The sequence below is a fragment of the Mycobacterium neglectum genome, assembly GCF_002591975.1.
GTDB lineage: Bacteria > Actinomycetota > Actinomycetes > Mycobacteriales > Mycobacteriaceae > Mycobacterium > Mycobacterium neglectum.
Map to the genome: position 1 here is coordinate 58,032 of NZ_NVQE01000018.1, position 18,998 is coordinate 77,029.

Sequence of the window (18,998 nt, forward strand, 5' to 3'; positions counted from 1 at the left end):
GGCGGCGGTCGGGATTCCGATGCTGTCCTCGGTGTTGGCGCTTTTGTTGCTGTCGTTCGCCCGGCAAGCCAGGCCGGGCTGGCCGTGGTGGCGTGTCTGGGGGCGACTCGGTGAACGTCGATACCAGCCCGACTACTTCCGCTTCTCCGTAGGCCCGCGGTAAGACATTGTTCAAGCTTGCGGGAGGGGCGTCTGTGTTGCTTGTGGTGGCGAACCCCGCAGATTTCTAGGGCAGTGCAGGGCGGTGGACGAGGCCGGGTTTCGACTCGCGGTGATCATAACGGTGGCCGCTCGCAACAGGAACTGCAAACTTATTGTGCGGGCGCCACGGTTTGTTGTCGGGTGGGCGCATGGACTCTGACGATGCAGGAGAACATCGATACCCACCGCACTGCGACGTCCGCGTGGCCGGATCGTCTATCAGGTCATCGAGCGCTGTGCGGGACGGGAATGCGGTGCCAGCAGGCGCAGTTCATTGCGCAGACCCGATTGCGCAGACCCGTCTGCCTCGGAGGGTTGAAGTCCTTGGAGCCGGGCTTGTTGATCCGGTTCAGCGATACGAGTGCGCTACAGCTACGTAATGGATCCATAACCAGGAATATCTATCGTGCGACAGATTGGTAGCAAGGGAGTCTGCAGAATGTCGACGCTCCGAGTTCGCGGCGGCCGGCTAGCCCGGTTGGTCGGCCGCATTGGATTTGTTGTGGCACTCGTGCTCTTCGTAGGTGGCTGTGGCGGGGGCGGTGGTGCCCCGGATACAGTCCGGATTGGGACTTTCGCCAGCGCAGTCGATTACGCACCGTTCTATATCGCGCGCAAGCAACGGTTGTTCGAATCCGCCGTCGGCGCCGGCACGAAAGTCGACTACGTGGAATTCGACTCGGCGCCAGCCGTCACAGAAGCGTTGGCGACAAACCGGGTCGACATGGTCTTCATGGCCGAGCCGCCGGCTCTAATCGCCGCGGCGGCGGGAGTTCATTGCAGGATTGTGGCTCTGGGCGCGAGCCTGGTCCAGGACATCCTCGTACCGATCGACAGCAAGATCGCGAGCGCTGCCGATTTGGGCGGAGCGCGCGTCGGTGTGTTAGCGGGTACGTCGTCGCATTACGCCTTGATCAAGATCGCCAAGGATGCCGGCGTCGATCCCAAGTTAATTCAAGTGATCGATATGGCCCCGCCGGACGCGAAGGCGGCGTTCGAATCAGGTCACCTGGATGCGTGGGCGGTGTGGCCGCCGTTCGTGCAGCAGCAGCTTGTCCAGAAGACCGCCAGGCTGCTACCGGCAGGCGATGCTGCGATCCAGTCCATCGCGGTTGCACGGCCCGGGCTGGCCGAAGATGCACTGGCCGTTTACTCCGCTTTGGTCGCTGCCATCGGCAAAGCAAAGGAGTTCATCCGCGCATCACCGGCAGAAGCGAAATCGATTGTGGCCACTGAAGTTCGGGTCGATCCGGAGGTGGTCGAATTGGCCTGGCCGCGCCACGACTTCACCGCCACGCTGACTCAGGAGGTCATTGCCGACATCCAGGCGAAGGCCGATTTCCTGGCCGATGCTGGCTTCATTCAGCAGAAGGTCGATGTCAAGGACCTGGTCGGACCTCCGCGATGACGATGATGGTGACTGCGCCCGTGGCGACAAATGCGCCCCGTCGACGCCGGCGGTTCTTCGATCGTCTGACAAGCTGCGTACTTGCGCTGGCCGTACCGATCGGACTGGTCGTGGCATGGCACGTCGCGGTGGTCAGCGGCGTCCTGCCGCACACGCTCGTTGCTGGACCGCTCGACTCACTCGAAGCGTTCGTCAGGCTGGCGATGGATGGAACGCTGATCGAGCACGCGTGGGTCAGTGTGCGCCGCATAGCGATTGGCTTTGCCATCGGCAGCACGGTCGGCATTCTGGCAGGGGCGGTGATCGGCACCAGCCCGTTGGCAGCCAAAATCCTGGAGCCCACCGCCTTGACGTTGATTCCGGTCCCGGCGGTGGCGTGGATTCCGGTGCTGGTCATCGTGTTTGGCATCGGAGAGCTCTCAAAGGTGACCTTGGTGGCGATCGGGTCCGCCACCACGCTGATCCTGGCGACCGCTGCGGGGATTCGTTCTGCCTCGCAAGATCTCGTGGAGGTCGCGCAGCTCTACGAGAAGTCGCGCTGGACAGTGCTGCGGACGGTGTTGCTGCCGTCGGCGGCTCCGTCGATTGTCGCATCGGCGCGCGTTGCGATGGCGCTGTCGTGGACACTGTTGGTCGCGGCGGAGGTCATCGCGTCGGCTAACGGGTTGGGATGGCTCATCTGGGATTCGCGCAACTTCGCACGGCCCGCTGCCATGATCGCCGGAATGCTCGCAATCGGCATTCTCGGAAAGGCCACCGATGGGCTTCTCGCCCGCTTCGGCCGCTACCTCACCCGCTGGGACCGCTCCTACCGTGGCTGACGTGAATGGCGCGGAGGTGCCGGCCCTGCAAGTACGAATTCGCGAGAAACGGGTCACGGTCGGCAAGCGTCCCCTGGATGTGCTGAGCGAGGTCAACTTCGACGTCCGCCGTCAAGAGGTTGTCGGCATCGTGGGTGGCAGCGGAGCTGGCAAGACGTCGCTGCTGCGCGCGATCGCGGGCCTTGACACCACGTTCGTTGGCGAAATCCGGGCCTTCGGTCGACTCGTTCGGGGACCCGGCCGGGACCGGGGCCTGGTCTTCCAGGAGCACCGACTGATGCCGTGGATGTCGTTGTCTGACAACGTCGCCTACGCGCTGCCGTTCCGGAGACCGGCCGCCCAAATCGAAAAGCAAGTCGTCCATGCGCTCGACCTGGTCGGGCTGGCCGGTTTCGGCAAGGCGTGGCCGAATCAGCTTTCCGGCGGCATGGCGCAGCGAGCCTCCTTGGCCCGCGCCTTGGTCACCACTCCCGAGATCCTGCTGCTCGACGAGCCGCTGGGCGCGCTGGACAGCCTGCTGCGCAGTCAAATGCAAACCGAACTCGAGCGGATCATCCTCGACGAGGCGCTCACCGCGATCCTGGTGACCCACGACGTCGACGAGGCCGTGCTACTGGCAGACCGGGTGATTGTGATGGCTGGTCCACCCGGACGGATCATCGCCGACATGGCGCACCCCCAGCCCCGCCCGCGGGACGTGGCGGACCCAGCACTTCAGGCCCTCCGCGCCCAGATCCTCACTGTTTTGCATCAAGGAGGCAGGAATGGACATCTACTGGTACATCCCCACCCACACCGACGGCCCACACCTGTCGACGATGCACCGGGCGCGGGCGGCTAACCTGCGTTACATCACCCAAATCGCGCAGGCCGCAGACGATCTGGGCTATGTCGGAGTGCTGGTCCCGACGGGCTCGGTGTGTGAAGACGCATGGATCACCGCGTCGTTTCTGGCACCCGAGACCACGAGCCTGCGATTCATCGTCGCTGTCAGGCCCGGGCAGTCGACCCCGTCGATGACGGCTCGAATGGCCTCGGCCTTCGACCGCTACAGCAGGGGTCGGCTCACCGTCAACGTGGTCTGTGGAGGCGATCCGGTCGAACTGGCCGGCGACGGTGTCTTCCTGTCGCATGGCCAACGCTATGAGCAGGCCGACGAGTACATCCAGGCGTGGACCGACCTGCTGCAGGGCAAGACCGTGGACATGAACGGCCGATATGTCCGCATCGAAGGGGGGCAGCTTCACTACCTTCCCCTGCAGGAGCCGCACCCTCCGCTGATGTGCGGCGCCTCCTCTGGCGCTGGGCAAGCGTTCGCCGCGAAATGGATCGACACCGTGCTGACGTGGGGCGAACCACCGGAGCAGGTGCAGCCGAAACTCGACGAGATGCGGGCCAAGGCACACGCTGCCGGGCGACGAGTCACCTTCGGCATCCGGCTACACACCATTGTGCGGGAAACGAGCAGAGAAGCGTGGGCGGCCGCCGATGACTTGATCCGCTACGTGCGCGACGAGGACGTCGCCGCCTCCCAGGCGGCGCTGGCCCGCTCTGAGTCGGAAGGCCAACGCCGCATGGTGGCCCTGCACCGTGGCTCGAGGGAGCACCTCGAGGTGAGCCCCAACCTCTGGGCAGGCGTCGGTCTGGTCACCGGCGGGGCCGGCACCGCGCTGGTGGGCAGTGTCGAGGAGGTCCGTGACCGGATCATGGAGTACCACGACATCGGCATCGACACGTTCATCCTCTCCGGGTATCCGCACCTCGAGGAGTGCTACCGGGTCGCTGAGACGCTGTTCCCGCAGCTGCCCTTCGAACCGAAGGTGAACAGCCTACAGCCGAAGGTGATCCCCGGCGGCTGGTGATCGACTGTCAGGACAAGGTGTTGGCCTCGCTGACCACAGCGGCGCCCGCCAGGTTGACCGGAAATCGCCTCAGCTGCAGTCGCTTCCGTCATGGAGCGGGTATTCAGGCCCACTCGCCGCGACACGATGGACGTGTGACGACGTGGGCGTGATAGCCGTCGCCGTCAAGTATCGGGCTCGGATTCTGGCGCCTCTCCGTTTCACATCGGAGAGGCCGCCCTGCCGCGGTCTTCGAGGATGACCCCGGCACCGCACGTGTCGTGTGACGGCTGGCCTGGCGGGCCGCGGTCGCGTGACCCGCCAGGCCGTGCGGTTCACGGCTGCACGATTGGGAAGTCGATTTCGGTGTGCGCGACGTTGTTGAAGTAGTTCGTCAGCACGTTAAGGCCCACGTGGCCAATGACTTCGGCGATCTCGGCGTCGGTCAGACCTGCGCGGCGCGCGTTTTCCAGATCGGCGTCATCGATGTGGCCGCGGTGTTCGTTGACGGCCACCGCGAATGCAAGGATCGCGGCGGTTTTGGGGTCGTCCGCATCTGCTTTGCGCGCCGACCCGATTTGATCGGCGCTGAGTCCCGCCGCCTTTTCACCCAGGTAGCTGTGTGCGGACAGGCAATACGAGCACCCATTGGCCTGTGCGATGGCGATGGCGAGGCGTTCGCGGGTGGAGCCCGGCAGCGTTCCGCGGTCGAGAGCGCCGGCCAAACCGAGATATCCGCGCAGCAGCGCCGGACTGTGCACCATCGCGCGGGTGAGGTTGGGAATCGTGCCCAATGCCTGCTGCACGGAGGCCAACGCCTCGGCCTGGTCGTTGGTCGCGTCGGCGTCGGTGACAAGGGACAGCGTGCTCATTGGTTCTCCTCCAGTATTGTTCGGGTTGATGGCCTTACACCGCATGCCAGATCGATGAGGCCACTGGTTAGACGCCCGTGCAGCTGATCTGTTACACGGGCCGCAATTTCGGCTGGGGAGCGGTGCTGGGTAATGGGCGAACACATCCGCACGGTCGTCGACGACCGGTGGGCTAGCGAGGACGAGTTCGTCGACGCGTTGCGGGCCGGGGACACCGAAGCATTCCGCCTACTGGTCGACACGATGCATGCACCCCTGGTCCGCATGGCGCGGATCTACCTGTCGGCGTCCATTGCAGAAGATGCCGTGCAAGACACGTGGACGTCGGTGGTTCGCACGATCGGGAGCTTCGAAGGTCGTTCGACGGTCAAGACGTGGGTGTTCCGCATCATGCTCAACCGAATACGGACGCTGGCCCGAACACAGGGGCGCACCGTGCCATTTGCCGTCGCAGGTCCGGAGGCGGATCCGTACCCGTCGGTAGATCCCAACCGGATGGTTCACGCCGAACTGGGTGCCCACCACTGGTCTGACGTGCCCGCAAGGTGGGACCTGTTGCCAGAGCAACGACTGCTTTCTCGCGAAGTGCGCACCTTGATCTCGCACGCCTTGGCCAAACTGCCAGACGCGCAACGCGAGGTGGTCTCGATGCGCGACGTCGAGGGCTGGACGAGCGAGGAAATCTGCGACGCGTTGGGGATCTCGGCGGTCAATCAACGCGTGCTGCTGCATCGTGGGCGCGCCGCCCTGCGGGCTGCGCTGGAGGAGTATCTCGATGACTGACGAATTCATCACCAACGAACTGCAACTGGCGTGCAGCGACGTGATCGAGCTGGTCACGACGTATCTCGATGACGCACTGAGTAACACAGACCTGCGCCGGTTCGAACAACACCGACGCGGCTGCGAAGCCTGCCGAGTCTTCATCGACCAGATTCGCCGCACCGTCAAGATCACTGCCGCCGCGCGCGACGACGCGGTGCAGGTGCGCCCGGCGAACTTCGACGCTCTGGTCGCCGAGCTGCGACGGCGGGGCCGTAGCTAGGGCCATCGTGTGCAAATCCACGCCGAACTCGATGCCCCCGAACGTCGCATGCCGCCGATGATGGCCCATGGCTGCGCGGGGGACAACGAAACTCGAGTCCCCGCCAGTTGTGCGTTCGGACCCGACAGGGCTTGGTGCTCAAGCGAGTTCATCGTCTGTACTGTTTGGTACACTAGGCGAGATCGCTGTCGACAGGCTCGATGACACCACCGACGGGGAAGGCGTGCTATGACAAGCTCTAAGTTCACCACTTTCAGCGAGAAGGTCGCAGAATTGGCGGAGCAGTTGGCCGGCGTGGCTCCGCCTGAGGTGCTCGAGGTCTTCGCCGCCGACCAGCGCGAGCTCCAGGCGGCCGGGGTGCCGGCGTCGGTGGCCGTGCCTGGGACGCGATTCCCGATCGCTGAGCTCATTGGGGCGGACGGGACGTCAGTCTCGTCGGCCGACGTGCTGGCCGGAGCACCCACGGTCGTGGTCTTCTATCGGGGGGCGTGGTGCCCGTATTGCAACATCGCGCTGCGCGTTTACGAACAGGATTTGGTGCCGGCGCTGGAGGCCCGCGGCGTTCGTCTGGTGGCCATCAGCCCGCAGAGCCCGGATGGTTCGGTGTCGATGCAGCAGGCCAATGAGCTGAGCTTCGCGGTGCTCTCCGATCCGGGCAACCGCATCGCCGCCGCGTTGGGCATCGTTATCGCGCCCAGCGACGAAGCGCAGGCCGCGCAGAAGCAGCTGGGGCTTGATCTTGCGGCGGTGAACGCCGACGGCACCGTTGCGCTGCCGATGCCCACGGTGGCGATCGTCGATGCCGAGTCGGTGTTGCGGTGGATCGACGTGCATCCTAATTACGCCACGCGCACCGAGCCTGAAGACATCTTGGCGGCGGTCGACCGTGTTCTTGGCCGCGCGGCCACGTCAGCGGCGACCACACCTTCTCTTGCCCCGGTGGCGCCCCGCCTGGAAGAACTGGCCGACGAACTCGGTGTCAAGTCCGTTCTGGTCATGCGCTCGGACCCCGATTCCATGGTCGTCGCGGCGACGGCGGGCCCGGGCACCGCCTTCTATCGGGTGGGCGCCGCAGGCTCCAAGGCCGGCGCCGCACCGGATCGGGTGCCGCTGTATTGCGAACGGGTGGTCGACGGCGGGGAGGCGATCTTCGTGCGTGACTCCCGCCTCGATGACACCTTCGCGGGCAACGAGGATGAGACCGAGTTCGGCTTGAGTAATTACCTCGGGATGCCGGTCCGAGACGCCGGCGGGCACGTGGTGGGGACGGTGTGTGTTCTTGATGACCACGCACGCGACTATGACGGGGCCGCCCGCGACCACCTCGACGCGCTGCGCATCGAGGTGGAGGCGATCGTGGCAGCCGACCCGTCGGCGCTTGTCACCGATGATCGGTAGTCAGCGAGCGGCGGCGACAAATCGGTGGATGGCTTCGTCGGCGCGATCTTGGATCGTGGTGTCGGCGAAGTCTGCCAGGATCGTCGCCTGGTCGACGACGGGCCCGGTGAGCTTCCCGGCGCCACTGGCGTAGAACACTCCGCTGCGGTACGAGTCATCGACGATTGCGTCAACCAGACGTCGCGCGCCGACGTCGAGCTTGTGCGCAAGGCCGAACAGCGGTGCGATGTAGGGCATCACGACGCGGCTCATGACGGTCCTCACTATCGGGTTGGTGTGCTCGAACGCGTTGGTGCCTGCGGTGTTGCCCGGGCTCACGGTGAGCAGACGAAGGTCGGGATGGCGGCGTGCCAGGGCCGATATCCACAGTGCACCAAGATATTTCGCGTGGGCGTAAGCCAGCATCGCGGTGGCGCGCCTGCCGGTGTAGAAGGATCCGTCGATGACGCCGGCGAACTCGTCGGCGGAATGGTGGGCGAAGGTTGGGGGTGGGATGCGCAATTGAACAACACCACGGGCAGCCTCGCTGCCGGTCAGCACGGCGGCGGCGGTTAACATTTCACGCTGGATCAGCGCCTCCAGCAGCATCACGTGCCCCAGCACGTTTGCGGCGAAGACCTCGGTGACACCATGGTCGTTGAGCGCCAATGGTTTTGGCCCGCCGAGGCCGCCAGCGTTCAAGACGACGGTGTGCAGCGGTTTGGTGATCGTGTCGAGGGCCGATTGCACAGATCCGGGATCGGCGACGTCCATGTGCAGGATTTCGAACAGCGCGGTGTTCGTGGCGCGCTCGAGGTCGGATCGTGCCGACGCGGCTCGCGTGAGGTTGCGACACGCGAGGAAGATTGTCGAAAATGCGCCGCGCAGTGCCAGTTGCCGTGCGATCTCCTTGCCGATCCCGGAATTCGCGCCCGCGGCGAGCACCAACTCCAGTTGCCGCTCGATCACCGCGGCCACCAGGTCGGCCTTGCCGTCGAAATAGTGATACATCTGGCCCTTGCCGGCGCCCGCGGCGGTCAGCACGTCGTCGAGGCTGGTGGTGCTCACGCCGTTGTGATACATCAACGTGGCCGCGGCGTCCACGATCTGTGCGCGCGCACGCTGACCGCGCGCGGTCGCTGGGAGCGGGCGCGCCGTGCCGGTCGGTCGCAATGCGGACATCCCGAAAAGGATATAGAAGCAACCCTGGCCGACCGGCACGGCGCGACCGCGGCCGGTGTCACCGCACGTGGGCCAGCAGTTCGTCGACCGACCACTGGTCGTAGGCGTGGATTCCGCGTTTGGCGGCGACCACTTTGCCGTCCGAGCCGATCAGGAAGTCTCCCGGCAGCCCCAGGGTGCCTCCGATCGGGTCGTTGTTGTAGACCGGTGTCGGGGTCGGGTCGCCCCGCTTGAGGAGTTGGCGAATCCGCTGGGCCACGACCGGGGCGAGGGCGCGGGGGTCGAGGATGGCCCGCCGCGAGGAACCCACACCGAACTCGTCGTAGAGCAGCTTGGCCGGATCGCCGATGACCGCGAACGGCAGCTCGACCCCGTGGCGGCGCAGTTCGTCATCGCTGGAGTGGAACACCACCACCTCACGGATGCCGGCCGCGGCGATCTCGTCGTAACGCCGCGCCATCGACTGAAGGTGCACGTTGCAGATCGGGCAGCCCGCGAAGCGACGCAACTGCAGATGGACAAGGCGGTCGGGATCCGGGATGCGCACCGTCTCTCCGGATACGGTGACCAGTTCCCGGGGTGCCACCACAGTGCCCGGGCCGACGACGTTGGCTTTTCTCATGAGAAGTACTGCCTTTCAGAAAGTTCGTGGCGGGCCCGCAAGTGACAAAGATAGTGTACTAAACAGTACAGTCGAGGCTGCGGTGGGTAATGGGCGATTTCGCGGCTGTCGGCGTTTCGTCACCATGACCTGACGGTGTACGACAATGCTTGCCGCCCAGGGCCGAATCGCACTTCGGTGGTGGCGTGCCGAGTCGGCGTCGACCATGGCGCCCATCGTCGATCGCGTGGGGGTCACCCACGTAGGGTGTCGGCCAGGGTCCACAGCGACACCCCGAGTAGGACGACGTCCTTGAGCAGGAACTGACCGGTCGACGACAATGCGGGGAATCCGCCGCCGGCCGCTTCGGCGACGCCGGGGGTGCTGAACAGGAAGCTGATCGTCGTCAGGAACAACAGCGTCGCCAGGACGCTGCCGAGCACCGAGAGTTTGGGCGCGATGGGTTTGGCGGCCAGCAGGATCGCGGTGAGGATCTCGAAAACCCCCAGCAGATTGGAGAAGGTCTGCACCGAGAACAGGTTGTAGAGCCAGCTCAACAGTGGGCTGTTGGCGACCAGTGGCTGGATGCCCTCGGCCTCGTAGGCGGTGAACTTCAGCGCACCGATCCAGGCGATCACGACGACCAGGCCGTAGCGGGCGACGAAAGACGCGAGGCCTTCGAGCCTCGCGTGGATGCCCGGATTGGTCAGGACATTGTTGGTAGCCACGAGTTTAACCTCCAAACGGGAGTCTGCTGTCGTTGGTGTGGTGTCGGCCAACCCGGCTTCCGTTACACAGAACAGGGTTTCGGCTCCAAGTTGACCGAATGGTCAACTACGACTCAGGCGCGAGGCGCCTGTCCGCGTGGTCGCTGCCTGTGTGTTTGACAAGGAGTGGACGCGGGCGCCGTAACGGCTGTTCGTGGCGACTGTCAGGTTCGCAACGGTGTCGGGTTTACCGACGCTGTCCGTCAACGGCCGAAGCGAGACGGCAGACGGCGTCGGCGATCTGTTCTGGGTAGTCCTCTTGGAGGAAATGTTTGGCGGGCAACAGGATCGGGTCGTCGATGCCTGATGCCAGTTGCGCGTGAATGCCGTCGTGGCGCAATGTCAGGGCGTGGTCTCGGGCGCCCCAGACGATCTGCACCGGATACGGGGTGTTCCGTACGGCGGACACGTAGCGCCGTTGCTTGTCGGCGGTCGGCTCGAAGCCTCGCATGATCTTCAGGAACGCCCGCCCGCCGTCGTCGCCGAGCAACAGCGGGACATACGCGGCGATTTCGGCCGCCGGAACCTTGCGGCTGACACCCGTGTAGCGCATCAACGACAGGAACACACCGGGCAACTGCAGCGACGCCAGCCACGCCTCGCCCACGCCCGTGTGTGCAAACGGCTCCATCATCCACGGGCGCTGAAAGCTCTCAACGGCCACAGTGGTGTTGAGCATGGTCAACGACCGGATCCGGTCAGGCTGTGCTGCGGCGACTTCGAACCCGATCGGCCCTCCGATGTCGTGCACCACCAGGTGGAAACGTTCGAGCTCCAACGCGTCGACGGCCGCGAGCAACCAGCGGCCAAGGCCGGTCCAGGTGTAGTCGAAGTCCGCCGGACGTTCGGCGTAACCCAGCCCGGGCAGGTCGACGGCAATACCGCGCAGACCCCGGTGCGCCACGGCCGCTACGACCTTGCGGTAGAGATAGCTCGACGCGGGAACCCCGTGCACGCACACCACCGGCTCGGCGTCCGGCGCACCGGCATCGAGGGCAAAGGAGCGCACCCCGGCGGCGGTGAACTCTCTGCCCGATGCCCGGTACCCGGCCAATAATTGCTCGACGGCAAGCGACATTATCCTGTGGATCCGTTCATCTCAGCCTACCCTGTACTGGACAGTACACTACCGGGCGCTGCATACCGTCGCACCGTAGCGTCCGGTGCGGTTGGCGGCCTCGTCAGCAGCCGGTCGGGCAAGAAATGTCGACGTAGGCGGTCGGGTTGGCGCCCCCAGCGTCCTTCTTGACGCCGGTGACGGTGCACGCCGAGAGGTTGGCGCTTGGTGTCCCGTTGATTTGCACGTTGTAGCCCTCGGATTTCAACGAGTTGACGGTGTCGTCGGCCGTCGCCCCCGCGGGTCCGGCTGTGGCAACACCGGCCACGGCCAGCAGGCTGGCGCCGACGATGGAGAATGCGATTCGATTCATGAGGGAACCTCCTTGGTTGGCATGCGTTGGTTGGTTGGCATGCGCTGGGGCCGGCGCCTTCGGCAGCAGCCCTGATTGTCGCACCGCGGCAAAGCAATTGGATCACGCCAATTGTGACGGAACGGTGACCGCCAAGTCTCGACCGGTGGTGAGCGCGTAGGGTTCGATTCAAGACAGCACGATTTTCGAATCAGTGAGTTGATCAGATTCCTTCGGCTGCAAGGAGTTACGGACATGCATACCCTCGCGTCAGCATCGCTTGCTCCAAGACGAGTGTGCTCGCGATGCCCGAAAGACGTTCTGCCTCAGCCGACATCCAACTTTGACCGATCGGTGAACCATGGATGATCTGATGATGAACGACTCGTCGGGCGCTTCCGCTGCGCGACGCCCGCGAGCCTCGGGCACCCTTGGGCGCCGGCTGGCCGGGCGTGCACGGTGGTGGCTGGGTGCGTTGAGTGTGGTCGCGGTTGTGGTGGTGCTTGCTGTGGCCGGTATCCACCATTCGTCCGAACCACAGACGCAGCACGGTGCGTCACGATCCACCGCCGCGTCCTCGGCGATTCAGACGTGGCGCGGCGCGCATCAGCCGTCCGAGGGCGATGCCCTCGCGAGGGGATCGGTGTCGGCGCCGGTCGTGGTGGCGGAGTGGGGTGATTTCCAGTGTCCGTTTTGCCGGGCGTTCGATCTGGACAGCCAGCCGGTGCTGATCGGCGATTACGTGCAGACCGGCAAGGTGCGCTTCGAATGGCATGACCTGGCCAAGTTGGGTCCGGAGTCGGTGCTGGCCGCGCGCGGCGCGCGCGCAGCAGCGCGCCAAGGGGCGTTCTGGGCGTTTCACGACGCGTTTTACCGCGACCAGGCCCCGGAAAACAGCGGGGCGGTGACCGAGCAATCGCTGATGGCGATGGCGCGCAACGCGGGACTCGACGTTGACAGGTTCGTCGCCGACTTGGCTGACCCCGCCATCGCCGACGCGGTCGAGCGCGACCGCAGCGACGCACGGCAGCTCGGCATCACCCACGTGCCCTCCTTCCTGGTCAACGACGAGCTGCTCATCGGTGCGCAATCCTTGGACACGCTTCGTCGGGTCATCGATGCCGCCGCGGTGAAGGCGCCTTGACGTGCTCGACATCGGCTACCTGGCTGCGTTTCTGGGTGGGGTGCTGGCGCTGCTCAACCCGTGCAACGCGCTGCTGTTGCCGTCGTTCTTCGCGTACGCCTTTTCTAGTCCGACGATGATGGTGGCGCGCACCGGTGTCTTCTATCTCGGCCTGGCCGCGGTCCTGGTCCCGTTGGGTGCGGGCACAGGCGGACTGGCGGCCATCCTCACCGAGCATCGGAGGGTGTTGATCGTTGCTGCCGGGACGGTGGTCATCGTTTTCGGCCTGGTTCAGATCCTCGGCGGCGGGTGGACTCTGGCGCCGGTGGTTCGCCTTCAGGCGCGAATGGCCCAGCGCAGCACCTGGATATCGACCGCCGGCCTGGGAGCGGCATACGGCCTGGCCGGCTTCTGTTCCGGCCCAATCCTGGGTGCGGTACTCACGGTGGCGGCCGCCGGCGCGGCCCCAGTGCGCGGTGGCGTGCTGCTGGCCGTCTACGCCGCCGGTATGACCGCGCCGCTGTTCCTATTGACTGCGGCGTGGCAGCGGTTCGACCTCGGGCATCGGAAATGGTTGCGTGGGAGGGCATTTCAGGTCGGTCGGCTGCACCTGCACACCACGTCTGCCATCGGTGGGCTGCTGTTTGTCGCGACCGGGGCGGTATTCGTCTTCTTCGGTGGCAGCACCGGCATCCCCGCCGTCGATCCCAGGATCGCACTGCGGGGCGAGACGGCCGCCGCGGCTCTGGCCGCTCACGTTCCCGACACCGTCGTGGTGCTGGTCGTGCTGGCCGTCGCGGTGCTCACGCTGCGGTGCCGGCGGCGACACCCGCGGGCGGGGGCCGCCGACTCGACACAGCCGCCGGACGGCAGGCCCGCGATCGTCGGTGGTGTCGAGCACTCGGTCCGGCACACCGCGGTGGCAGACCCCGACTGAGGCCGCGGGCTCGACGAATGCGGGTTTCGCTGGACATAGCATCTATCGCATTGACCGTCGGCCTGGCCGTCGGTGTGACGGTCGGGTGTGGCCGCGATGCCGGCTCGCCGGTGTCCACGTCGAGTCCGCCTCCGACATCGGGCGCGGCGCGGCCGGCTGAGCCCGCGACCGCGGGTCAGTTGCGCACTCCGCCCGCGGGCCGGGTGGTGTCGATCGGAGCTGCGCCGGAAGGAATCGTGGTCGGGCGGTCCGGAGTCGGGGCCGTGGCGGTGCGCAATCCCGATGGCGTGGTGTTGTTCACCGCTGCGACAGGTGTGGTGCGTCGACGGATCTCGACCACCGCAGCGGCGCGGCACCTAAGTCTGGCCGGACCGGACGGGCCGGTCCTGGTGCCGATGGAGGGGTCCAACGAGCTGCTGCAGGTGTCGCTTTCGCAGGGCGCGGTTGTTGCCAGGACGACCGGAGTCGGCCACCAGCCGCACGACGCCGCTCAGACCGCGGATGGAACCATCGTGGTCACCAACGAACTCGGCGGCGGTGTCGTTTTCGTCCGCGACGGCCAGGTCATCGGTTCGGCTCCTGGCGGCCCGGTGCAGCCGGGAGGCGTTGCGGGCGTGGGCAAGTACGCGGCCGTCGCCGATGTGCGGGGAAACGGATTATGGGTCTACGACGGCGCCGCGCAGCGGCTGGCCGCGCACGGCCCGGCCGGTGTGAAACTGACCCACGTGGTGGGGTTGTCCACCGATCTGGTTGCACTCGCCGACACCGACGGTGGTGCGGTACTGATCGAGCGAATCGAGCCGCAGATCTCGCAGGTCTCCAGGATCGAGGGTCCCGGCAACCCGTACGGGCTGGCCTACGATGCGCGCCGTGCCCGCCTTTATGTCACCCTGACCGCATCGAACCTGATGCGCGTGATCGACACGACCGACGCCGCGACGCCGCGCATCATCGCTGACGTCCCCACCGTCCAACAGCCCAATTCTGTTGCAGTGGATCCATCTTCAGGCACCGTGCTGATCACCGGCAGCCACCCCGTCGGCCAGGACAACTTGCAGATCGTGTCGCCCGACCGGCTGCCTGCCGGCTAGCCGACCGATTTTCGGCAGGTCCAGAGCCGATCACCGGGTGAACGTATCGCGCCGCTGTGGCCGACGCGCGGCTCGCTCATCGAGTCTTGCTGTTGGCCGGCAGAACATTCACTGCCGCGGTCCTGCCTCGCCGATGGCCAGAAGGTCATCAGGGGTTTGCATCAGCTGCCGCGCCGGGGTGCAGGCGTTGTGGTGGGGGACCGATGGCGGGCGTGATGCTCAATGGTGACCGCACCGTGACGTCGAAGCGGTGTGCGAGCGAGCCACCACGACGGACCGACACCCTTGTGTGTAAACCCTGTCGGCCCGATCCCGAAGGGACTGCAGACTTGGAGTCACAGCGTGCACGCGAGGCGACTCCCGGCTGGCTGGCTCTGCTTGTCGGCCTCGTGGGCATCGTTGCCGGCCTCGCGCTGCCATTCTGTCCGGTGCGGGCCCAAACGACGACGCTGACCTGGCCGGTGCCCGGCCAGCCGGTCGTCTCCAGCAGCGCGATCGTGGTGCCCTACCGACCGCTGCACCTGCAGGCGACGATCCCCTGCGCGGCCCTGCGCGCCGCGACCGCATCTGCCGTACGTGTCATTGCGCTGAGCACCGGTACCGGGCCTGCAGGCCTGACCGTCGGCGGTGATCGCACCGGGATCAGTGTTGCCGCCGACGGGCGCAGCGTGCATTTGCCGGTCGCGCGCCACGACGTCGCATGTGACGTGCACGTCGCAGCCGGACCGGCCGGGATGTCGGTGCGCGACGCCGACTCCGGGCGCACGATCGAGCTGCCCGGCCACCCGGTTCCTGAGGTGTTCGGGTTCCGTACGGACCTCGACGCGGCCGATGCGACCGGGATGCAGGTGCGCCTCGAGGTCGGTGATTCCTTCACCACGTCTCCCGGTCCACTGAAGAACGCCCTGATCGGGGTGCAGCTGATCGCGGCTGCCGCGGCGCTGTGGTTGTTGCCGCGACCCACCGCGCCGCGTCGACGGTGGCTGCGGCAGCGGGATCGACTGTGGTGGGTCGACGTCGCGGTGGTGGCGGTGCTGGCCGGGTGGGCGGTGATCGGTCCGCTGGCCGTCGACGACGGCTGGGCCGCCATGATCGCGCGCAACCAGGCCGAGACGGGCAACCCGGGTAATTACTATCGATGGTGGAACGCCGCCGAGGCGCCGTTCGCGTTGAGCCAGCAGCTGCTGGCACCGCTGACTGGGGTCAGCGTGGCGCCGTTTTGGCTGCGGGGCCCCAGCACCGCATTGGCGATCGCGACCTGGTTTGTGTTGACGCGGGGGGTACTACGCGCGGCTTTGCCCGGGGTCGCGGCGAGCATGCGGGTCCGCAGTTTGGCGGCGTTGTTCCTGCTGGCGACCTGGCTGCCGTTCAACCTCGGTACCCGTCCGGAACCGTATGTGGCGCTGGGTGTTACGGCGGTTCTTGCGCTGGCAATACGCGCTCGCAGTCCGGCCGGTGTGGGCTGGCTGCTGCTGGTCGTCGCAGTCACGGTGCCGATCAGTGCCAACGGCCTTCTGGTCGTGGCCCCGATGATGGTGTTCGCCCCGCGGCTGATCGCGGCAGTGCGCGCGGCATCCGCTCGCATGCACCTGTCGGCGGTTGTCGCGATGCTGTGCTGCGTCGCGGCTGTGGCTCTTACCGTCGTCTTCGCCGATCAAACCTGGGATGGCGTGGTGGTGGCCACCGACTGGCACAACTTTTTCGGGCCGTCGCTGCGGTGGCACGAGGAGCCACTGCGCTATCGGTACCTGTTGGGGTCCGACCAGCAGGGCAGCTTCGCCAAGCGGCTGCCCGTCTTGTTGTCCGTCGCGATGGTGCCGATCACCTTGTGGGCGGGGCTGCGCCGCGGCGATCGGATCGGCCGGCCCGGTGCTCGGCTGGCGGGGGTGGTGGCGACGGCGCTTGCGTTGCTGGCGCTGTCACCGTCGAAGTGGTCCTACCACCTGGGGTCAGCGGCGGGACTACTCGCCGCGCTGCTCACTGTGGGCGTCGTGATGCTCGTCCAGCGAGTCGCTGCGGCCGATCGTTACGGCGTTCTTGCCGGGGTTGTGGGATCGGCGCTGGCCGCCGGAGCGGCGGCGCTGGCCTTCGCCGGGCCGAACGCTTGGTGGCTGCCTGCGGTCTATGACGTCCCGTGGGCCGACACGGCGCCCCGACCGCTCGGCCTGCCGCTGGCTCATCCGGTGTTGTGGCTTGGGCTGGTCGCGGCGCTGTCGGCTGCAGCGGGGATCGCCGCTCGACGGCCGGGTGCCCTGCGGGTGGTGGTCGCGGGTCCCGCCATGATCGCCGTGACCGCTGTCGGTATGGCGCTCGCCCTGCTGGTTGGCTCGTTTGTCGCGGCGCCCATCCGCCGTCCGGCCGGTTCACTGGCCCTGATGAACACGCACTGGATCGGCGGCAGCCGGTCGTGCGGGTTGGCCGATGACATCGAAGTGTTGCCCGACGGCGCGATCCTGGACACCGCGCCCGACCCCGGCGGCGCGATCGCCGGATTCACCGCCCACGGCGGCTTCGTGCCCGGCGCCCCGCCGCCCGACCCCCCGGGGCGAGGCACGTCGACTTTCCTGTGGGGTAGCCGCGCGGCCGGTGTCGCAGCCACGGCAGCCATGACCAGCCCCTGGTTCGTGTTGCCGGTGCTCTCGCCCGACGCCGGCATCGCGGTGTCGGTCTCGGGGCGCACCAACGGCGGCAACGCGCTCGCCTTCGAATTCGGCCGCAGCCAGGGGGCGGAGGTCAGTGTGCTCAGCGACCGCGCCCCGAACGACCGGCCGGCCGCCGGCGAGGATCCCGACCATCCACTGTGGCGCACGATCGGTGTCGATGCCGCCGAGGTGCCCCGCGGCGCTGACCGGGTACGGATCCGGGCGGTCGACGCCCGCACCGACGCCTTCGGTTGGCTGGCGTTCACCGGACCGCGGCTGCGTTCGATCGTGCCCTTGAACCGGTTTCTTGCCGGCCACGGACCGGTTCTGCTCAGCTGGCCGCAGTCGTTCGTGTTTCCGTGCGTGCGCGACATCGCCACGATCTCTGGCGGCGTCGCCCAGACACCCGTCGTGGTGATCGAGTCACCACGACCCTGGCTCACCGAGGACAGAGACCCCGACGTCGGGGGCACCTTCACCGAGCTCGCCCAGTTCGGGAACCTCTACGAGATCCCCAGCCGTCTGGTCGGGCACCCAGAGGTCGACTGGGGAACGGTGAAGGTTTCAGGGGACACAGCCAGCCGCGACGCCTACCAACGCACCGTCACCGAGGTGATCGTCCCCGGCAGCGGAGGTGTCGCGCATCAACGACCCGAACGCTGAGCGCGCAGACTGCCGCCCGCGCGCGATACCGACCGTTGCTGACGGAATCCTCACATGCCCGGCGCTCGCCAGGCAACCAACGCCACCCGGACATAACAATGACCGTGCGCGTCAGGCACCGCGATTGGGTGCAGACGCATCCCGAGCCGACGACCGATCGGCGACTCAACACCACGGGCGTGCCACGCCCTCTACTCGTACCTGGAGGGTGGATGCTGGGACCGCAGTACGAGCGCGCGCTTCTGGGGGAGCGCTGCTGGCTTCGCCACGACGACGGTGAACGCGTAGAGCTGCCGGTGGATCTCTGGCTCGGCCATCACGGCGCGGACCACTCCTTCGACGAAACGGTGGTGTCTTTGTGCACGGGTCCGACGATCGACCTCGGCTGCGGACCTGGACGTCTGGTCGCACAACTGATTCGACGCGGGCTACCCGCACTGGGAATCGATCAATCCGCGACCGCCGTGCGGATCGCCAACCAGCGTGGCGCGCCTGCCCTGCGCGGCGACGTGTTCAGTGCGTTGCCCGGCGAGGGTGGTTGGGGCACCGTGCTACTTGTCGATGGCAACATCGGCCTCGCTGGCGATCCCGTGCGGGTGTTGGCCCGCGCCGCGCGGTTGCTCGCTCCCGGCGGGCAATGCCTTGTCGAGTTCGACCCGGCGACATCGGGTGTCAAGCAGCGACGGGTTCGCCTGGAATCCGACAGCGGGATGGGTCGCTGGTTTGACTGGGCCTCGGTCGGCCTCGACAGCGCCTCGGAGCTGACCGAGCGAGCGGGCCTGACCTTGACCCATACCCACCGCGTGGGCGCACGATGGGTGGCGCAGGTGTCCAAGCCGCGATGATCGGCCCACAACCCGCGACGGACGAAAGACCGGCGCGGGCGGACATCGCGGGTTCTCACGATATGGTTGCTATCGGCCGCCCGATGAGTCATCGAGACTTCGTGTTGAGCACAAGCAGTGTGTTCGCGGTGGCGTCTCGGCATGCGCGGCCGGCGAAGTTGGCATCGGCGCGG

General features: G+C 66.6%; 18 protein-coding genes. 12 read left to right on the plus strand and 6 right to left on the minus strand.

Annotated elements, in window-relative coordinates; all coding sequences use genetic code 11:
* Positions 1 to 679 precede the first annotated feature (679 nt).
* The 4 genes from CSQ99_RS15900 to ssuD are packed head-to-tail and all read left to right on the plus strand — an operon-like array spanning position 680 to position 4,292.
* Positions 680 to 1,609, plus strand: coding sequence for an ABC transporter substrate-binding protein (locus CSQ99_RS15900; protein WP_052552041.1), 930 nt, complete (start codon positions 680 to 682; stop codon positions 1,607 to 1,609).
* Positions 1,606 to 2,430 (plus strand): ABC transporter permease, encoded by an 825-nt coding sequence (locus CSQ99_RS15905; protein ID WP_023363448.1) that lies wholly within the window; start codon positions 1,606 to 1,608, stop codon positions 2,428 to 2,430. The genes CSQ99_RS15900 and CSQ99_RS15905 overlap by 4 nt, the downstream gene beginning before the upstream one ends.
* 1 nt (position 2,431) lies before the next feature.
* Positions 2,432 to 3,271, plus strand: a complete 840-nt coding sequence (locus CSQ99_RS15910; protein WP_063840604.1) for an ABC transporter ATP-binding protein — start codon at positions 2,432 to 2,434, stop codon at positions 3,269 to 3,271.
* Complete coding sequence (ssuD, locus tag CSQ99_RS15915; protein WP_023363445.1) at positions 3,195 to 4,292, plus strand: FMNH2-dependent alkanesulfonate monooxygenase; 1,098 nt, start codon at positions 3,195 to 3,197, stop codon at positions 4,290 to 4,292. The genes CSQ99_RS15910 and ssuD overlap by 77 nt, the downstream gene beginning before the upstream one ends.
* Positions 4,293 to 4,606: 314 nt before the next feature.
* On the opposite strand, the gene CSQ99_RS15920 is transcribed toward ssuD, so the two are convergent.
* Entirely contained in the window at positions 4,607 to 5,143 is a 537-nt protein-coding gene (locus CSQ99_RS15920) for a carboxymuconolactone decarboxylase family protein (protein WP_023363443.1), read from the minus strand.
* 132 nt (positions 5,144 to 5,275) lie between these two features.
* On the opposite strand from CSQ99_RS15920, the gene CSQ99_RS15925 reads away from it, so the two are divergent.
* From CSQ99_RS15925 to CSQ99_RS31405, 3 genes are all read left to right on the plus strand, one after another.
* Positions 5,276 to 5,926, plus strand: a complete 651-nt coding sequence (locus tag CSQ99_RS15925; protein ID WP_023363441.1) for an RNA polymerase sigma factor — start codon at positions 5,276 to 5,278, stop codon at positions 5,924 to 5,926.
* The gene (locus CSQ99_RS15930; protein WP_023363439.1) at positions 5,919 to 6,188 is read left to right on the plus strand and encodes an anti-sigma factor family protein; all 270 of its coding nucleotides are present in this window, start codon (positions 5,919 to 5,921) and stop codon (positions 6,186 to 6,188) included. The genes CSQ99_RS15925 and CSQ99_RS15930 overlap by 8 nt, the downstream gene beginning before the upstream one ends.
* A 228-nt stretch (positions 6,189 to 6,416) precedes the next feature.
* Positions 6,417 to 7,586 carry a redoxin family protein gene (locus CSQ99_RS31405; protein WP_023363437.1) on the plus strand — a complete coding sequence of 390 codons (1,170 nt, stop codon included), beginning with the start codon at positions 6,417 to 6,419 and terminating at the stop codon, positions 7,584 to 7,586.
* On the opposite strand, the gene CSQ99_RS15940 is transcribed toward CSQ99_RS31405, so the two are convergent.
* From CSQ99_RS15940 to CSQ99_RS15960, 5 genes are all read right to left on the minus strand, one after another.
* On the minus strand, positions 7,587 to 8,747 hold the full coding sequence (locus CSQ99_RS15940; RefSeq protein WP_099039984.1) for an SDR family NAD(P)-dependent oxidoreductase: 1,161 nt from the start codon (positions 8,745 to 8,747) through the stop codon (positions 7,587 to 7,589).
* A gap of 58 nt (positions 8,748 to 8,805) precedes the next feature.
* Positions 8,806 to 9,369 carry a peroxiredoxin-like family protein gene (locus CSQ99_RS15945; protein ID WP_023363428.1) on the minus strand — a complete coding sequence of 188 codons (564 nt, stop codon included), beginning with the start codon at positions 9,367 to 9,369 and terminating at the stop codon, positions 8,806 to 8,808.
* Between the two features lie 233 nt (positions 9,370 to 9,602).
* Positions 9,603 to 10,076 carry a YkgB family protein gene (locus CSQ99_RS15950; protein ID WP_023363427.1) on the minus strand — a complete coding sequence of 158 codons (474 nt, stop codon included), beginning with the start codon at positions 10,074 to 10,076 and terminating at the stop codon, positions 9,603 to 9,605.
* A gap of 226 nt (positions 10,077 to 10,302) precedes the next feature.
* Positions 10,303 to 11,193 (minus strand): alpha/beta fold hydrolase, encoded by an 891-nt coding sequence (locus CSQ99_RS15955; protein WP_023363425.1) that lies wholly within the window; start codon positions 11,191 to 11,193, stop codon positions 10,303 to 10,305.
* Between the two features lie 103 nt (positions 11,194 to 11,296).
* The gene (locus tag CSQ99_RS15960; protein WP_023363423.1) at positions 11,297 to 11,545 is read right to left on the minus strand and encodes a hypothetical protein; all 249 of its coding nucleotides are present in this window, start codon (positions 11,543 to 11,545) and stop codon (positions 11,297 to 11,299) included.
* Between the two features lie 340 nt (positions 11,546 to 11,885).
* On the opposite strand from CSQ99_RS15960, the gene CSQ99_RS15965 reads away from it, so the two are divergent.
* The 5 genes from CSQ99_RS15965 to CSQ99_RS15985 all read left to right on the plus strand — a co-directional run bounded on the left by CSQ99_RS15965 (position 11,886) and on the right by CSQ99_RS15985 (position 18,825).
* Positions 11,886 to 12,668, plus strand: a complete 783-nt coding sequence (locus CSQ99_RS15965) for a DsbA family protein (protein ID WP_023363421.1) — start codon at positions 11,886 to 11,888, stop codon at positions 12,666 to 12,668.
* 1 nt (position 12,669) lies between these two features.
* On the plus strand, positions 12,670 to 13,584 hold the full coding sequence (locus CSQ99_RS15970; RefSeq protein WP_023363419.1) for a cytochrome c biogenesis CcdA family protein: 915 nt from the start codon (positions 12,670 to 12,672) through the stop codon (positions 13,582 to 13,584).
* Between the two features lie 50 nt (positions 13,585 to 13,634).
* Positions 13,635 to 14,675, plus strand: a complete 1,041-nt coding sequence (locus CSQ99_RS15975) for an NHL repeat-containing protein (RefSeq protein WP_225337107.1) — start codon at positions 13,635 to 13,637, stop codon at positions 14,673 to 14,675.
* 329 nt (positions 14,676 to 15,004) lie between these two features.
* Positions 15,005 to 17,980, plus strand: coding sequence for an arabinosyltransferase domain-containing protein (locus tag CSQ99_RS15980; protein ID WP_023363415.1), 2,976 nt, complete (start codon positions 15,005 to 15,007; stop codon positions 17,978 to 17,980).
* Positions 17,981 to 18,192: 212 nt separating this feature from the next.
* Positions 18,193 to 18,825, plus strand: coding sequence for a class I SAM-dependent methyltransferase (locus tag CSQ99_RS15985; protein ID WP_023363553.1), 633 nt, complete (start codon positions 18,193 to 18,195; stop codon positions 18,823 to 18,825).
* The last annotated feature ends 173 nt before the right edge of the window (positions 18,826 to 18,998 follow it).

Bases quoted from the DNA above. Each gene is read 5' to 3' on its own strand.
- CSQ99_RS15960 (WP_023363423.1), bottom strand. From the start codon at position 11,545: ATGAATCGAATCGCATTCTCCATCGTCGGCGCCAGCCTGCTGGCCGTG.
- CSQ99_RS31405 (WP_023363437.1), top strand. From the start codon at position 6,417: ATGACAAGCTCTAAGTTCACCACTTTCAGCGAGAAGGTCGCAGAATTG.
- CSQ99_RS15905 (WP_023363448.1), top strand. From the start codon at position 1,606: ATGACGATGATGGTGACTGCGCCCGTGGCGACAAATGCGCCCCGTCGA.
- ssuD (WP_023363445.1), top strand. From the start codon at position 3,195: ATGGACATCTACTGGTACATCCCCACCCACACCGACGGCCCACACCTG.
- CSQ99_RS15920 (WP_023363443.1), bottom strand. From the start codon at position 5,143: ATGAGCACGCTGTCCCTTGTCACCGACGCCGACGCGACCAACGACCAG.
- CSQ99_RS15955 (WP_023363425.1), bottom strand. From the start codon at position 11,193: ATGTCGCTTGCCGTCGAGCAATTATTGGCCGGGTACCGGGCATCGGGC.
- CSQ99_RS15945 (WP_023363428.1), bottom strand. From the start codon at position 9,369: ATGAGAAAAGCCAACGTCGTCGGCCCGGGCACTGTGGTGGCACCCCGG.
- CSQ99_RS15940 (WP_099039984.1), bottom strand. From the start codon at position 8,747: ATGTCCGCATTGCGACCGACCGGCACGGCGCGCCCGCTCCCAGCGACC.
- CSQ99_RS15930 (WP_023363439.1), top strand. From the start codon at position 5,919: ATGACTGACGAATTCATCACCAACGAACTGCAACTGGCGTGCAGCGAC.
- CSQ99_RS15985 (WP_023363553.1), top strand. From the start codon at position 18,193: ATGCTGGGACCGCAGTACGAGCGCGCGCTTCTGGGGGAGCGCTGCTGG.
- CSQ99_RS15925 (WP_023363441.1), top strand. From the start codon at position 5,276: ATGGGCGAACACATCCGCACGGTCGTCGACGACCGGTGGGCTAGCGAG.
- CSQ99_RS15965 (WP_023363421.1), top strand. From the start codon at position 11,886: ATGGATGATCTGATGATGAACGACTCGTCGGGCGCTTCCGCTGCGCGA.